This window comes from Bacteroides sp. DH3716P, assembly GCF_025914115.1.
GTDB lineage: Bacteria > Bacteroidota > Bacteroidia > Bacteroidales > Bacteroidaceae > Bacteroides > Bacteroides ovatus.
The window spans coordinates 6,497,337-6,513,858 of the sequence record NZ_CP083673.1 but is presented as its reverse complement, the minus strand read 5'-3'; the positions used below and the strand labels follow the sequence as shown (position 1 = coordinate 6,513,858).

The 16,522-nt window shown below is 43.8% G+C and carries 10 protein-coding genes and 1 pseudogene; 3 read left to right on the top strand and 8 right to left on the bottom strand.

The window, feature by feature from the left end; all coding sequences use genetic code 11:
• Positions 1 to 125 precede the first annotated feature (125 nt).
• Positions 126 to 2,135: a glycoside hydrolase family 97 protein gene (locus KQP79_RS25130; protein WP_004308808.1), complete on the top strand. Its 2,010-nt coding sequence runs from the start codon at positions 126 to 128 to the stop codon at positions 2,133 to 2,135.
• Between the two features lie 240 nt (positions 2,136 to 2,375).
• Here KQP79_RS25130 and KQP79_RS25125 read toward each other — a convergent pair whose 3' ends face one another.
• Both KQP79_RS25125 and KQP79_RS25120 read right to left on the bottom strand, forming a co-directional pair.
• On the bottom strand, positions 2,376 to 4,040 hold the full coding sequence (locus tag KQP79_RS25125; RefSeq protein WP_004295728.1) for a long-chain fatty acid--CoA ligase: 1,665 nt from the start codon (positions 4,038 to 4,040) through the stop codon (positions 2,376 to 2,378).
• Positions 4,041 to 4,321: 281 nt separating this feature from the next.
• Complete coding sequence (locus tag KQP79_RS25120) at positions 4,322 to 5,788, bottom strand: potassium/proton antiporter (RefSeq protein WP_004295729.1); 1,467 nt, start codon at positions 5,786 to 5,788, stop codon at positions 4,322 to 4,324.
• 166 nt (positions 5,789 to 5,954) lie between these two features.
• Here KQP79_RS25120 and KQP79_RS25115 point away from each other — a divergent pair, with 166 nt between their 5' ends.
• On the top strand, positions 5,955 to 7,139 hold the full coding sequence (locus KQP79_RS25115; RefSeq protein WP_008777334.1) for a uracil-xanthine permease family protein: 1,185 nt from the start codon (positions 5,955 to 5,957) through the stop codon (positions 7,137 to 7,139).
• A gap of 212 nt (positions 7,140 to 7,351) precedes the next feature.
• On the opposite strand, the gene hcp is transcribed toward KQP79_RS25115, so the two are convergent.
• The 6 genes and pseudogenes from hcp to KQP79_RS25085 form a co-directional block, all read right to left on the bottom strand.
• Positions 7,352 to 8,983: a hydroxylamine reductase gene (gene hcp, locus KQP79_RS25110; RefSeq protein ID WP_004308810.1), complete on the bottom strand. Its 1,632-nt coding sequence runs from the start codon at positions 8,981 to 8,983 to the stop codon at positions 7,352 to 7,354.
• A gap of 153 nt (positions 8,984 to 9,136) precedes the next feature.
• On the bottom strand, positions 9,137 to 9,805 hold the full coding sequence (locus KQP79_RS25105) for a Crp/Fnr family transcriptional regulator (RefSeq protein WP_004308811.1): 669 nt from the start codon (positions 9,803 to 9,805) through the stop codon (positions 9,137 to 9,139).
• A 10-nt stretch (positions 9,806 to 9,815) separates the two neighbouring features.
• A complete protein-coding gene (locus KQP79_RS25100; RefSeq protein ID WP_138343558.1) occupies positions 9,816 to 11,129 on the bottom strand; it encodes a sensor histidine kinase in 1,314 nt (437 codons plus the stop codon).
• Positions 11,126 to 12,464, bottom strand: a pseudogene (locus KQP79_RS25095) (sigma-54-dependent transcriptional regulator). The gene KQP79_RS25100 and the pseudogene KQP79_RS25095 overlap by 4 nt, the downstream one beginning before the upstream one ends.
• A gap of 97 nt (positions 12,465 to 12,561) precedes the next feature.
• Positions 12,562 to 13,365, bottom strand: coding sequence for a hypothetical protein (locus tag KQP79_RS25090; RefSeq protein ID WP_004295735.1), 804 nt, complete (start codon positions 13,363 to 13,365; stop codon positions 12,562 to 12,564).
• Complete coding sequence (locus tag KQP79_RS25085) at positions 13,346 to 14,149, bottom strand: metallophosphoesterase family protein (protein ID WP_004308814.1); 804 nt, start codon at positions 14,147 to 14,149, stop codon at positions 13,346 to 13,348. The genes KQP79_RS25090 and KQP79_RS25085 overlap by 20 nt, the downstream gene beginning before the upstream one ends.
• A 268-nt stretch (positions 14,150 to 14,417) precedes the next feature.
• On the opposite strand from KQP79_RS25085, the gene KQP79_RS25080 reads away from it, so the two are divergent.
• Positions 14,418 to 16,522, top strand: a 2,105-nt coding sequence (locus KQP79_RS25080) for an ABC transporter permease (protein WP_264386580.1), incomplete at its 3' end; no start/stop codon positions are given.

The window sequence follows — 16,522 nt, the reverse complement described above, 5'->3', positions numbered from 1 at the left end:
TAGCAAATGATAATATGTTAATAACCAACAATATAGTAAGGAAATTACAAACGAGAATATAGTAAAAAATATAATGCGTCTGCCCTGCTTTTTGAGTTGTACTATATACAAACAATAGATATGCTATGAAAATAAATTATGTCATTGGAGCTTTTCTGTGTGTGCTGGGATGTTACGGGTGTAGCAGTCCGAAAACGGAAGTGAAATCGCCGGACGGTCATATCAAAATGGCTTTAACAGTAGATGACAACGGTAAACCGTTGTATAACATTTTAGTAGATGACTCATTGTTGATTGAAAATTCGACATTGGGATTTACGGAGAAAAACGGTATCAACCTGGGCGGAGGATTTCAGATAAAAAACACGACTTTCGACAGTAAAGATGAAACATGGACGCAACCATGGGGTGAAAATAAAACCAATAGGAATCATTATAATGAGATGGCGGTAAATTTGGTCAATAAAGATCAGGTGGAGTTAACTCTCCGTTTCCGTGTGTTTGATGATGGGGTAGGGTTCCGTTATGAATATAATGTGCCCGCAGCGGATTCCCTATTGATTACGGATGAACTGACAACTTTCCGTTTTCGCCAAGACGGTACATCATGGTCTATTCCTGCCAGTGCCGAAACTTATGAATTGCTTTATGCGCAACGTCCCATTTCCGAGGTGGAGACAGCCAATACTCCTTTCACCTTTAAAACTGCCGATGGCGTCTACGGAAGTATTCATGAAGCGGCATTGTACGATTTCTCGGAAATGACTTTGAAGCAGGCAGGAAACTATACGTTGAAAGCTGAACTTGCTCCATGGCCTGATGGTGTGAAAGTGCGTAAAGGTAATCATTTCACTACTTCCTGGCGTACTATTCAGATTGTTCCGGATGCCGTTAGTCTGATTAATTCGGCTATGATTTTAAATCTGAATGAACCAAGTAAAATAGAAACGACCGATTGGATTCGTCCGATGAAATATGTAGGTGTATGGTGGGGGATGCATCTCGGCGTAGAAACCTGGAAGATGGATGAACGTCATGGAGCCACTACTGTCAATGCCAAGAAATACATTGATTTTGCCGCTACCAATCAGATTGAAGGCGTTTTGTTTGAAGGTTGGAATGAAGGCTGGGAAAGCTGGGGTGGTATGCAAAACTTTGACTTTACGAAACCGTATGCTGACTTTGACATTGATGAAGTGGTTCGTTATGCAAAGGAAAAAGGAGTTGAAGTTATCGGCCATCACGAGACCGGAGGGAATATTCCCAACTATGAGCGCCAGATGGATCATGCTATGCAATGGTACACAGACCACGGTATCCATGTCCTTAAGACAGGATATGCGGGAGCTTTCCCGAATGGTTATCTTCATCACAGCCAATATGGGGTCAACCACTATCAGAAAGTGGTGGAAACAGCTGCCCGTCACAAAATGACGCTGGATGCGCACGAACCTATTAAAGATACCGGTATCCGTCGTACATGGCCTAATATGATGACACGTGAAGGAGTGAGAGGGATGGAATGGAATGCATGGAGCGAAGGAAATCCTCCGTCTCATCATGTCATGTTGCCGTTCACCCGTATGCTGTCCGGTCCGCTGGATTATACACCGGGTACGTTTGATATTTTGTTTCTGAACACCAAAGATTCTCCCCGTCGCCAGAAATGGAACGATCAGGATAAAGGAAACAGCCGTGTGAATACAACATTGGCGAAACAGCTTGCTAACTGGGTGATTTTGTATTCTCCCTTGCAGATGGCATCTGATATGATTGAAAATTATGAAGGCCATCCGGCTTTCCAGTTCTTCCGCGATTTCGATCCGGATTGTGACGAATCGAAAGCATTGGCAGGAGAACCGGGGGAATTTGTAGCCATCGTGCGTAAAGCAAAAGGCAACTATTTCTTGGGAGCGGCAACGAACGAGAAACCCCGTACACTGGAAATAAAACTGGATTTCCTGGAACCGGGCAAACAGTATAAAGCTGTCATCTATGCGGATGGAGAGAATGCGGATTGGAAATCAAATCCTACGGATTACCGGATAACGGAACAAACGGTTACTTCTGAAAATACGTTGAACATACGAATGGCTGCCGGAGGCGGACAGGCTATTTCATTTATGGCACTTTAAAAAGATCGATTGATTATAAAGTTAGACTGTTAATAATGGAAATAGGATTCGTTTTTAGGTAGGAAGATAGAAAAATAGGTAGTATAAATAAAGTTAGTTAGAGGTTAGAAAAAACGGTGGACAGTGTTGAGGCTGTTCACCGTTTTTATTATTAAGCATGTTCTCATTATCAGTTTATATAATCCGTGCCTAATACTATGAGAATTATTGCAAGGATACTCATTGTGTTATCCGGGATAATTATCCCTTTGCTTCCTGATACATAAAGCGCTTGATTGACTTTTTCGCAGTCTTTTCAAATTCTTCAAAATGGATTTTAATCTTGCTTATTTGAGAATAGTTAGGAAGCTGTTGATTCAATTCGATACGGTTTTGCTCCATTACTTTCTGAATATCCGTCTGCTGCAATCCATGAGCGAAAGCATCGTCGAAATCCGGGTAGATCAGGGCTACCAGTTTTTCGTGCTGTAAGACGATCAGTGACTCCGAAACATACGGCATGTTGTTCAGCTTGCTTTCAATTTCTTCGGGATAGATATTCTGTCCGCTAGAGGTGAGAAGCAGGTTCTTACTACGTCCGCGGACTGTCACATAACCCTCTTCATCCAACGTACCGAGGTCACCGGTATGCAGCCAACCGTTAGCATCAATAATTTGCGCCGTAGCTTCCGGATTTTTATAATATCCCAGCATCATATTCATTCCTCTGCATACGATTTCTCCGGCATGTGTTTTCGGGTCCGGTGAGTCAATACGGACTTCCATTCGGCTGGTTGCCTTTCCGCAGGAAGCAAGTTTCAGTGTTTCCCAACGGCTGGAACAAATAATCGGACCACATTCCGTCATACCGTAAGCGATGGTGTAGGGGAACCCTATCTTTTTAAGGAAAGCCTCTACTTCCGCATTGAAAGGAGCACCTCCGATAATAATCTCGTCAAAGTTTCCACCGAAGATTTCCATGGCAGCCTGTCGTGCCAGCGATTTGATTTTATCGTTCACAATAGGCACTTTCAGCAATAACTTGCCGATTTTGCTGTCTACTTTAGGAAGAATATCTTTCTTGATAATCTTTTCCACAATCAACGGTACACAAGAAATCACTTTGGGTTTGATTTCGGAGAAAGATTGGGAAATGATTTTTGGAGACGGCATACGCGTCAGGAAATAGATGTGTGCACCTGCAGAGAATCCGTAAAGGAAATCATATACCATACCGAACACGTGTCCCATAGGCAACATGGAAACGATATGATCTCCCGGTTTAACGGGAAGCATTTCGAAGCAATAAGCCACGTTTGACCAAAGACTGCGATAGGGGAGCATCACTCCTTTAGAGTAACCCGTGGTACCGGAAGTATAGTTGATGATAGCCAGTTCTTCCGGACGATCTTTCCGGTAACAAATATGTTCCGGTCGAAAGTTCTTGGGATACTGTTGACCGTAAATAGCGTTCCGGTGTTCAAAAGCGTAAGTGAGTTTTTCGTTCCGGGACACTAATGCCGAGAAATCAGCCAGCGAAGCGATGCCCTCTAACAAAGGCATGGCATCTTCATTCAGGTTCTCCCATGCCTGGTCGCCGACGAAAAGTAATTTGGCTTCGGAATGGTTGACGATATTATGAATATTATCTGCCTTGAATTCATGCAAAATGGGAACAATAACAGCTCCGTAAGTGATAGTCGCCAGGAAAGTAACTGCCCAGTGAGCACTGTTACGTCCGCAAACGGCTATTTTATCTCCCGGCTGGATGCCGGCACTCTCCAAGACGATGTGAAATTTAGCGATTTTACGCGCTACATCCTTATATTGGAGGGTAATTCCTTTATAGTCAGTTAAGGCATCTTTGTCCCAGTTTTTGATGATGCTTTGCTCAATATAATCAATGAACTGATGTTCTTGTTCCATTCGATTTTTGCACATTTAGTTTAAAACTGCGCAAAATTAATACTTCGTAGATGTAAACCGAATTTTAAATTCAAGTTTTACGGTTAATTAACGGAGGGGGAGCGAACAATTTTATCAGCCGGATAAAGGTCATTCGTGTTTCTTCCTTAGAACTAGTTCATTGGCCTATATAAAACATTTCGTCTCCACGCATGAAGATGAAACGAATGTCTTGCCAAGGCAAGAGGTTCCATGCGTGGAGACGAATCAGTTATAGTGTACTGAATAACTCTTTTCAGATGTTATTCTGAATCAGTATCTTCTTCTTTGGATTTTTCGGAAATAAGTAATAGTTTATCTCCTTCGTGCAGTTTCAGTGTTCCGTTGGGAATCAGGAACTCATCTCCGCGCTTCACGATCATTACCAGCGTGCCTTTCGGAAGATTCATATCTTTCAATGTGTCTGCTTCTTCCAGCATACTTTTGGTGATAGTCATGTCACTAAGATCAGAGTCTATTTCTTCCGGAAGTTCCACTCCGAAGTCGTTACCGGTTTTTTCCAGCGGTTTGGAAAGATTCAAAATCCGGGCGACGAAAGAAATGGTTGTTCCCTGTACGACCAATGAGACAATGGTAATAAAGAATACAATGTTGAAAATGAGGTTCGAACCTTCTACGCCCGCCACTACCGGATAGGTAGCAAAGATGATAGGAACTGCACCGCGTAATCCTACCCAAGATACGAAAATACGTGATTTCATCGTGATTTTCCGGAATGGAAGCAGACAAAGGAACACGCTTAACGGGCGCCCGATAATAATCATGAAAACACCAATCAACAATGCCACGGCAGCTACTTCGAGCATTTCGTGCGGGTTGACAAGCAATCCCAGGCAAAGGAACATGATGATTTGCGACAACCAGGTCAGTCCGTCCATAAAGGTGTAGATATCCTTACGGTGCATGATTTTATTGTTTCCCACCATGATACCGGCGATATATACGGCAAGGTATCCGTTACCTTTCAGTAAGTCGGTGATGGAGAAAGTGAAAAACACAAATGCCAGTAATAAGATGGGATACAAGGCTTGATTATCAATATTGAGCTTATTTAACATCCGGATAGCTAGCTTTCCAAGTACATATCCGGCAGCCGCGCCGACGATAAACTGGATGACGAAAGAGCCTACGATAGCTCCGACTCCCATACCTGACGATTGAATAAACTGTATCAGGACAATGGTAAGCATATAGGCCATCGGGTCATTACTTCCGCTCTCCAGTTCCAGCATGGGACGAAGGTTGTGTTTCAAGTTCATCTTCTGTGAACGGAGAATGGCGAACACCGAAGCCGAATCCGTAGATGACATGGTGGAGGCCAAAAGCAGGGAAGTAGTGATAGGTAAATAAATATTTGACCAGCTCATACCTGATATCCACCAGATAAAGAGTCCGGTGAAAAGAGCTGTAAGTAGTACTCCGACAGTGGAAAGCACGATACCGGGACCTAGAATAGGTTTGATTTCTCTGAATTTCGTATCCATACCTCCCGAGAAAAGGATAATACTAAGGGCCACCATACCGATAAATTGGGCGTCTTTCGCGTCGTGGAACTGCAGGCCGAGGCCGTCACTTCCAAACAACATTCCTACTACGAGGAACAATAATAAGGTAGGTACTCCAAAGCGGTATCCGGTTTTTCCAACAACGATGCTGACGAAAAGTAAGATAGAACCGATAAGTAGGGTGTTTTCTGCTGTAAATATCATAGGCAATATATTATAAAGTTATAAAATTGTCGTATTAATTCTCACCGTGCGAAGTTACACATTATTAACAACAAATAAAAACTCTTTTTGGATGTATTTTTGTGAAAAAAGGGAGTTAAATTGTCTAAAAAGACTAATTTTGCAAAGAATAATCTACATTATACTTATGGATTCAAATAATCTTACACCTTTGAGGAAAGGGGTGGTGGGGGTACAATTCTTGTTTGTAGCTTTCGGTGCTACGGTACTCGTACCGTTATTGGTAGGGCTTGACCCTTCTACAGCTCTGTTTACAGCAGGTATTGGTACGCTTATCTTTCATGCGGTTACGCGTGGAAAGGTTCCTGTCTTTCTGGGGAGTAGTTTCGCATTTATTGCGCCTATCATTAAAGCGACAGAACTTTATGGGTTGCCCGGCACCTTATCCGGCATGGTTGGAGTAGCATTAGTTTACTTTGTGATGAGTGCGCTTGTCAAATGGCAGGGAGTGAGGGTGATTGAGCGGCTGTTTCCTCCTGTTGTCATAGGACCTGTCATCATTCTGATAGGTTTGTCACTGGCGGGAACAGGAGTGAATATGGCAAAAGAGAACTGGGTACTGGCACTGCTTTCGTTGGTTACCGCAGTCGTTGTTTCAATGAAAGCCAAAGGGCTTTTGAAACTGATTCCTATCTTCTGTGGAATTGTAGTAGGGTATCTGGCTGCATGGCTTTTCTACGATTTGGATTTGTCCGGTGTCAGGGATGCTGCCTGGATTGGATTGCCGCAGTTTGTCTTTCCTAAATTCTCATGGGAACCTGTGTTGTTTATGATTCCGGTAGCCATTGCTCCGGTGATAGAACATATTGGTGATATTTATGTCGTTAATACGGTCACCGGAAAAGATTTCGTGAAAGATCCGGGGTTGCACCGCACCTTATTGGGTGATGGTCTGGCCTGTTTCTGTGCCGGATTGCTGGGTGGGCCTCCTGTGACTACCTATTCGGAAGTGACAGGAGCCATGTCACTGACAAAGATTACTAATCCGCAAGTGATCCGAATAGCTGCCATTTCCGCTATCTTATTCTCCGTTATCGGTAAAATCAGTGCATTATTAAGATCCATTCCAAGTGCGGTACTGGGCGGCATCATGTTATTGCTTTTCGGAACGATTGCTTGTGCGGGTATTGGTAATCTTGTGAATAATTGCATTGATTTGAGCCGTACCAGAAATATAATCATTGTATCTTTGACACTGACTGTCGGCATTGGTGGCGCTGCTTTTAATTGGGGCGATTTTTCATTGTCCGGCATTGGACTGGCAGCTTTGGTGGGAGTAGTTCTCAATTTAATATTACCCAGAGAGGATTGAAATTCTATTCAAAAAAACATCCACTATGCGGGAGTAAATGCAGGACTCCTGATTAAGCAGGAGTCCTCCTAATATAGAAAAAAAGATAGTGACGTATATGATGGAAATAGTGACGGTATGGTTGTTGTATACCGTCACTATCCTTATCAAATACCGTCACTATTTTGTAGAAGAGAATCTGCTTGTAAAATACCCTTCTGTTTCCTTATCATTTATGATAGAAACTTCACAATATCTTCATCCACTGTACTGATACCTCCGATCCCGAATTGTTCGATCAATACGTTCCTGACATTCGGTGAAAGGAAAGCGGGAAGTGTAGGACCCAAATGAATGTGTTTCACTCCCAAAGCCAGTAATGCCAATAAAACAATGACCGCCTTTTGTTCGTACCAAGCGATGTTGTATACGATAGGCAACTGATTCACATCATCCAATCCGAAGATTTCTTTCAGTTTTAAAGCGATGACGGCCAATGAGTAACTGTCGTTACATTGTCCTGCATCCAACACTCTCGGAATGCCGTTGATATCACCTAAAGCCAGTTTATTATATCTGTACTTGGCACAACCGGCAGTAAGAATCACGGTGTCACCAGGTAATTTTTGAGCAAATTCCGTATAGTATTCACGGCTCTTCATACGTCCGTCGCATCCTGCCATTACAAAGAATTTACGGATAGCTCCGCTTTTCACGGCGTCCACCACTTTATCTGCCAGGGCTGTCACCTGTGCATGAGCGAATCCTCCGATAATCGTTCCGTTTTCAATGGCTACCGGTGGCTGACATTGTTTAGCATGAGCAATCAGTGCAGAAAAATCTTTCGGTTTTCCGTCTTTACGTTCGGGGATGTAATGTGCCCCGTCCAAGCCGCAGGCTCCTGTGATGTAAATACGATCCTTGTAGCTGGCATTTGCACGTGGCGGAACGATACAGTTACTTGTGAACAAGATAGGACCGTTGAAACTTTCAAATTCCTCTTTCTGCTTCCACCAGGCGTTTCCGTAGTTTCCTGCCAGATGCTTGTACTTCTTTAGTTGAGGATAATAATGTGCAGGCAACATTTCGCTGTGAGTATATACATCTACTCCTGTACCCTCTGTTTGTTCCAATAACTCTTCCAGGTCTTTCAAGTCATGTCCGCTGATTAATATACCCGGATTATTGCGTACACCGAGACTCACTTGTGAGATTTCCGGATTTCCGTAGCTGCTGGTATTCGCTTTATCCAGCTGTGCCATTGCCGATACTCCATACTTTCCTGTTTCCAAAGTCAGCTGAACCAGTTCTTCCACTGTAATATCATTGCGGGTCAGTTCAGACAAGGCATGTTGCATGAAAGCAAATATTTCCGGTGACTCGTAGCCCAGGTTATGCGCATGCTCTACGTAGGCAGCCATTCCTTTCAGGCCATAGTGTACAAGTTCTTTCAGTGAGCGGATATCCTCGTTGGGAGTGCGAAGCACACCGACAGTTTTTGATTTCTCTTCAAACTCATCTTCGCTTCCATTCCAAAGACATTCGTCGGGAGCATTTTCGATCTTTACCTTGTTGGCAAGTTCATTTTTCAGTTTCAGTCCTTCTTTGATTTTTTCAGTGATAGCCACTTTATCAAAATTGGCGTTGGTGATGGTAATGAACAAAGCATCATAGATAAATTTGTCTGCTTGTTCGGAAGGATGTCCATCTTTACGCAGATGTTCGTTGTAGACAGCAATTCCACGTACTACGAAGAGTAGTAAATCTTGCAGGTTAGCCACTTCAGACGTTTTACCGCACACACCTTTCAAGGTACAGCCGGTACCCATTGCGGTTTCTTGACATTGATAACAGAACATACTCATAACTTTTACGTTTTTAATTAGTCCAATATTTTATTTATTGAACGCAAAAGTAGAGGAAAAGTTTCAGGTGATTCTGTAACCAATGTTACAACAATGAATATTTTTTATCTAAAACACTCATTATTCGATTCATAAATCTTTAAACTGCTCCTATTATTGAATAAGCCGTACCAGTTGTTCTTTCTGTAAAATAGTGATATGCTTGCGATCGGCTATCAATAATCCATCTTCCTGCATGTGCGCCAGTTCACGGGCGAGGGAAGGACGGGATACTCCGAAATAATCACTCAATTCCTGTTGTGAACGGTCGAGGGTGATATGCGTCTGTTGTTGCTGTTTGTATAATCGGAGCAAGTACGAAGCAAGTTTCTGACGAATCGTTTTAAACGACATAAAGAAAAGCTTATCCGATAAAGTCCGTGCATAATTGGCAGAAAGATTCATATAGTTTTCCAAAAACTGCTCGTTCTTACGGAATAAACTCAATACACTTGATTTAGGAAGTTCGATAACCTCTGTCGGTTCGTTGGCAGTCACTTCCACCGGATAGCGGTTCTCCTCACCGAACAGAAACAGAGGGGCAATCGCTCTTGGAGCAGCGATGTCCTCCACTTTGATAAGACGCCCCGAATAATCAATCATCTCTCCACGCACGCTTCCTTTGGTCAGGATGACGAGGCGATTACACACAGCTCCCTGTTGAGCCAGGATTTCTCCTTTCTTATAAGAACGTGTATGGAAACTGATCTCTTCCAGATCGGCAAAAAGTCTTTCCGGAGTGATCCCTCGAAATAAGGGATTGTTGACGAGTACAGGTATCATATATCAATAGTTATTTGAATTTTAAAATAAACGTTGTTTCTTTCTCCCGCAGCAGAGTGAGACTCCCGCCCGAAAGACGCATGATCTGTCGTGAAATACTAAGTCCGATTCCGCTACCATTTTCTTTGGTGGTGAAGAAAGGAATAAAGATATGCTCTGCTATTTCCGACGGGATTTCAGGACCGTTGTTTTTGATCTCGATCCATATTTCTTCCATATCATTGCAATAAGCCCGAAGCTCGATTCTACCATCCGGCTGGCTGCCGATTGCCTGGATGGCATTCTTCAGAAGATTGATAACCACCTGGGCGATGAGGTTTTCATCCGCATACAGAATTAAGTCCGCAGGAGAAATCTCCGTGTGGAAACAAATGGTGTCACACGGATTCTGATGGCGGGCAAGTTCAATCATCCTTTCTATGAACGCTTTCACGTAGAACAATGACGGTTCCGGTGCAGGTATGCGTGTAAACTGCCGGTAAGATTCTACAAAAGAGAGCAACCCTTTTCCTGTGGTGCTGATGGTCTGCAACCCGTGACTGATCTCTTCGTCTTTATCCTCGGACATGGAAAGAAGAGTGTTACAAAGAGAAGTGATAGGAGTGACCGAATTCATGATTTCATGCGTCAGAACCCGTGTCAGGCGAATCCATGAATCTATTTCCTTTTCATCGAGTTCGGTATTGATGTCGTTCAGAGCCAGAATACGCAGATGCTCTTTGCGCACATTGATTTCCGATACACGTATGGATAGATTAACGGTTCCCCGTTCGTTGTGAAATATCACTTGCAGTTTGTCTCCGGGACGGCAGTTCTCTATTTTCTCCATGAGCGTAGTGTCTACTTTACTCAACTGATGGATATGCGTGAATATATTCAGCCCCAAAAGACGGAGTGCCTCCTTGTTCTTCTGATAAACAGCCCCATTGTCATTGAGTACCAGCAATCCTGTACTGACAAAATCCAGAATCAGCTCGTAATATTTCTCTTGTTGTGCGGTTTCCGCTTTTACATTATATAAGATATGTCCCACCCGGTTGAGTGCCCGGTTGATCTTTTGGCTTTCGGGAGTACCGTTTTCTTCGGGAAAATGAAAAGTGTTATCATTATTTTCAAGCGCGTTAATCATGAAAAGCACCTGCTTGGTGTGAAGCTGGTACAGGCGGATTTGCCAGATGATGCTAAGTACCAGCAGACAAAGACTGACGCCCAGCCAACCGTATGATTGATGAATACCGAACCAGACGGTCGATATACAGAAAAGTACAGTCAGCAAAACTCTGAACCAGTACCGAATCCCCAGTTGTTGGATCAGTGAGCTCATAATCCGAATTTTTTCATCTTGTTATAGAGCGTCTGCCGGGTTATTCCCAGTTGAGCGGCCACTGCCGATAGATTTCCCGCACAGGCATCGANCTTTCCGTATCATCTGCACTTCCATTTCTTCCAGGGTGGAGATACTCTGTTCCTGAATGGCTATCCGTGGTACGGATAATTGGAATAATTCAGCAGGAATCAGCGGACTGTCATTGATGATAACCGCCTTTTCGATGACGTGCTCCAATTCGCGGATATTACCATACCAGGGATGCGCAGTCAATTTATCCTTTGCTTCGGGAGTGAACTTCATCAACGACTTGTCATATTGCTTGCAGAAGTGAACCATAAATCGTTCGGCCAATGGGATAATATCCTCTTTCCGTTCGCGCAGGGGAGGAATTTCCACATGAATGGTATTGATGCGGTAGAGCAAGTCTTCCCGGAATTCGCCTTTCGCTACCATCTCCTGCAGGTTCCGGTTCGTGGCACATATCAGTCGGATATCAATAGGAATTGGCGTGTTACTTCCCACTTTCACAATGCTTCGCCGTTGGATGGCGGTTAGTAGCTTTGCTTGCAGATGGTAGGGCAAGTTTCCTATTTCGTCGAGAAACAGCGTACTCTTTTCGGCAGCCTCGAACTTACCTGTCCGGTCGGCGTGTGCATCAGTGAACGACCCTTTTATATGTCCGAAAAGCTCACTCTCGAATAAAGATTCGGTGATGGTTCCCATATCCACAGCAATCATTTCTTTATATTTGCGGTTGGAAAGCGCATGGATTTCCCGTGCCAGCATCTCTTTTCCCGTTCCGTTTTCACCCGTTATCAAGAGGTTGGCATCGGTGACGGCAACCTTTTTAATCAAAGCCCGTAGTTGTTGCATAACCTTGCTTTCTCCCCAGTACATAGGCGAGTGAACAGGCTTTTCTTTACTTGCCGTTTTCCTATCGTTGTGCGTAGAGGTTGCTGCAGTTTGCAGCGTTTCCACCAGTTTCTGGTTGTCCCAGGGTTTGACGATAAAGTCCGTTGCTCCTTCTTTAATACCCCGGATAGCCAGTTCAATATCGGCATAAGCCGTAAAAAGTACGACCGGAAGATCCGGACGTACTTTTTTTATTTCATGTAACCAGAATAATCCCTCATTGCCGGTATTGATGCCCGATGTGAAATTCATGTCCAGCAATACCACTTCCGGCATTTCCTCCCGCAGGACGCTCGTCAGGGTGACAGGCGAGGAGAGTGCAACGACCTTTGAAAAATAACTTTTTAAAAGGATTTGTATGGCAGTCAGCACCCCTTTATTGTCGTCTACAATGATGATTGTTCCAGATTTACTCATTTTCGTTCAAGTTTGTAAAGCGCAAACTTACGAAAAAAGGATGTGATAATTCAAGAATCGTAATTCAAAATTGATTTTATCCCCCTTGTGTCTCCAATCATAACCACTGGAACTTCAATCCGAATGATAAACTAAGGTAGTCACGTGGACGGAGATAACTATTGTTTACCGCACTAATCACATAAAGGTCACACGTACTTATTTCATAGAAAAAGGTTACAGACTTGGCCATAAATCTACGTTGCGGGTCAATGTCATAGGTCAGGCGTTGTCCCATAAAGACATGGAAACGCACTTTGCTTGAGAAACCATAATACCCTTTCGGATAACGTTCCGGTTCGTTCACCCAGAACTGATTTCCAAATACGGTATTCACATAAAGACCACAGGCAAGAGGCTCTGTCGAGAATCCTTTTCCAATATTAATGCTCCAGGGCATATAGTTCTGCTTGAGCGTCATGGTCACTTTTGCTTTCTTCGAAGAATATTTCGGAATGAATCCGAGCAATACATCCGTTTCCCACTGATTACGTTTTCCATAATCCCATCCTGTACCGAAAGAGAGCAATCCCATATTTCCGGCATATTGTATTTTGGAATGAGTCGGGATAATCCGTTCCCAGTTTCTGCGGAAACGGTGAACCCGATTATCGTAGCGGGTATGTTTGGTGTGCTTCGGTGTGGCAGGCAACACGGAGTCCGCTTTGATAATGGTGAATGAAGACTCCCCGTTACGAAAGGTGATAATTGAATCATCCTTGATGATAAAACGGAGCGAATCATCCTTGTAGTTGTTGATGATTGTATCCCTCTTGCAGGTAGCAGACATCAGACCGGGAAGCAGGAGAAGCACGGACAGTACTCCCGCGCGTAAGATATAATTAGTATTTAACCAGCTCATATTCGTATTTTTCCGGAGTTATTGTAAATACCAGATAAGTACGGTAATCCATACAATCACTGGTAACATAATGTATTCCATCATCAAAAATCACATCGTCCTGATGGTGATGGGTATGGGCGGCCGTGCAGAACTGTATTCCTGCATACTGTTTGACATAGTGTTGGAATACTTTTGCCACATTATCATTGAACACATCCGTATAGGGACGCGCGTGCATACAAATGACCGTTTTTTCAAACTCATCCCGCCTGTTCGTTATCTCATTTTCCATAAAGGTAAAGTCCGGTACAGGTTCGGAGTAATCATACTCCAAAGCGTTGGTATTCAGGCAGACAAACTTCACATCTCCTGCGATGAAAGAGAAGTTTGTGGGGCCGAATACAGCCTTGTAGGTTTCCGCTCCCGTTCCCAGACAGTCATGATTTCCGATCAGAGCCACATAAGGCACATGAAGTCCGTTCATGATATCCCTTTGCCAAAGAAATTCCTTAGTCAGTCCGAAGTCACTCATATCCCCTCCGTGGATAACGAAGTCAATATCATTTCGTTGATTGATTGCTTTTACAAAATCTTTCGTTTCGTCATACCATCGTTGTGAGTCGCCCATTGTCACGAACCGTATCGTAGTTTTACCCTGGCAATTTGCTTCTATTCTTTCCATATTGTGGGCGTTGACCTCTGTTTCTCCGCTGATGCGGACGTCATACGGATGATAGTCTATCATACCGCATCCCGAAAGGAACAGGCACGAAAACAGTGCATATAAATTCTTCCTCTTCATCATTACTTTAATAGTTTAGAAAACTAGATGCAAAGATAAAGTTTTCTATCGGGATGGACAATCTCCCCATGGATAATAGAGACTGTTGGAACAATTTAAAGGAGAAATGGAATAGTCTCCCGGTTGTCTAAAAATTAGACGGTACTGTCTAATTTTTAGACAATATTCAGAAAGGTTGAAATGATAAACACTTGATAATGAATTGTTATTCTTTTTTGGCATGCTTTCTGCATTCTTGAAAATAGAAAAAACAGAAATAAAATATAATATGAAACAAATCTATTATGTGATCCGTACTTTATTGCGGGGGCATGGTTCCAACGTTATCAAAATCCTCTCTTTGGCGTTGGGGCTGACGATGAGCATCCTGTTGTTTGCCCGCGTGGCTTTCGAACAGAGCTTTGACAAATGCTTCAAAGATTATGATAACCTGTATCAGATCTTCTCCGTCTTTTCCGCCAATGGCCAAACCTTTGAGCCGCAGGAAATGAACTGCGGACCGGTGGCGGGTGCCATACAGGAGAACTTTCCTAAAGAAGTGGAAGCAGCCACCAGCTATTGTGTCTGGATGAGTGCCCCTCTTTATTATGGAAGTGTCCGTTTTGAAGCTAACAAAGTGACAGCCGATTCACTATTCTTTCAAACTATGGGTATCGATGTTTTGAGCGGTGTTCCGGAAAAAGAACTGATGCAGAAAGATGTTGTCTTTCTTAGTGACCGGTTGGCGCGTAAGATGTTCGACCAAGAAAACCCGATAGGCAAAGTAATCTCCTATAATAAAGAAATAGAACTGACAGTGAAAGGCACGTACGCCGACATACCCGAAAATGCTACCGTCAGACCGGATGCAGTGATTTCTCTGCCTACCGTATGGAGCCGTGGATGGGGAAATTACTCCTGGAGGGGAGGCGATAGCTGGATCGCATTTATCCGTTTTCGTCCCGGAGCAGACAAATCCGTGGTGAATGCACGGTTGAATGACCTGATAAAGAAATATCGTCCTGCGGAAGACCAGAAAGTGGTAGGTTATACCGCTTTTGTAAAGCCGATCCGTGATGTATACAGGGAAGAACCGGACGTGAAGCGGATGCGGAACATCATGTCTATCTTGGGAATAATCATCCTTTTTATCGCTACCTTGAACTACGTACTGATCTCCATCTCTTCACTCTCATACCGTGCCAAAGCCATCGGCGTACATAAGTGTAGCGGTGCAGGCAGCGGCAAAATCCTGGGAATGTTCCTATTGGAAACAGCTATCATTATTCTCTTCGCCTTGCTATTGATGGGATTAATCTTACTGAACTTCCGCGACTTTATAGAAGACACAACCGCCGTTGAACTCGGAGCCCTGTTCTCTTTAGACCGTCTTTGGGTACCCCTGCTGACGGTAGCTATCCTGTTCCTCATAGGAGGAGCACTGCCCGGACGCATCTTTGCCAGAATCCCCGTTTCACAAGTCTTCCGCCGCTACACAGAAGGAAAAAAAGGATGGAAACGCCCGCTATTATTCGTGCAGTTTGCCGGCGTAGCTTTCATCTGCGGATTGATGTATGTGGTGATGCTGCAATACTACTATGTCTTGAACAAAGACCTGGGATACAATCCGAAGCGCGTTGTCGTAGCCAATACTGATTTCGGCAATAAAGAAAACCAGGACTATGCCCTGACTTTCTTCCGTGGCCTGCCTTATGTAGAGTCCGTGTCCAGTGCCGATTCCCATCCCGTCTATAGTTATAGTGGAACGATGATTCAGGATGAAAGTGGACAATCACTTTTCTCCTCCCGTTTTTGCGAAATGATGGAAGACTATCCAAAGATGATGGGTATGGTGATGAAGGAGGGGCGTATGCCACGGAATGAAAACGAAGTAGCCATCAATGAAACATACGGCGAATGGATGCATTGGGGAACAGAGCTATTGAACCGTACTGTCTATAATTCAGGCTACGTATGTAAAGTAGTGGGAGTGATTAAAGACTTCCGGATCGGTAATTTCACCAACCCGCAAGCACCCTTCATCCTGATGAGTACCAAGAATTTCGGAAACTGTGTTCATGTCCGGCTGAAAGAACCTTTTGCAGAGAATCTTCAGAAACTGAATAAAGTATCGGCAGACGCTTTCCCCGATAAAACGGTCGATTTCCGTTCGATGGAGCAGATGATAAAAGAGAGTTATAACTCCATCCGCGTCTTCAGCAATGCTACCATACTGGCGGCGGTTACCATGTTCTTTGTGATGATGATGGGATTGATAGGCTACACAACCGATGAAGTCCGCCACCGTTCCAAAGAGATTGCCATACGTAAAGTCAATGGTGCCGAAGCCTCCGGCATTCTGGAAATGTTGGTGAAAGATGTGCTCTATGTAGC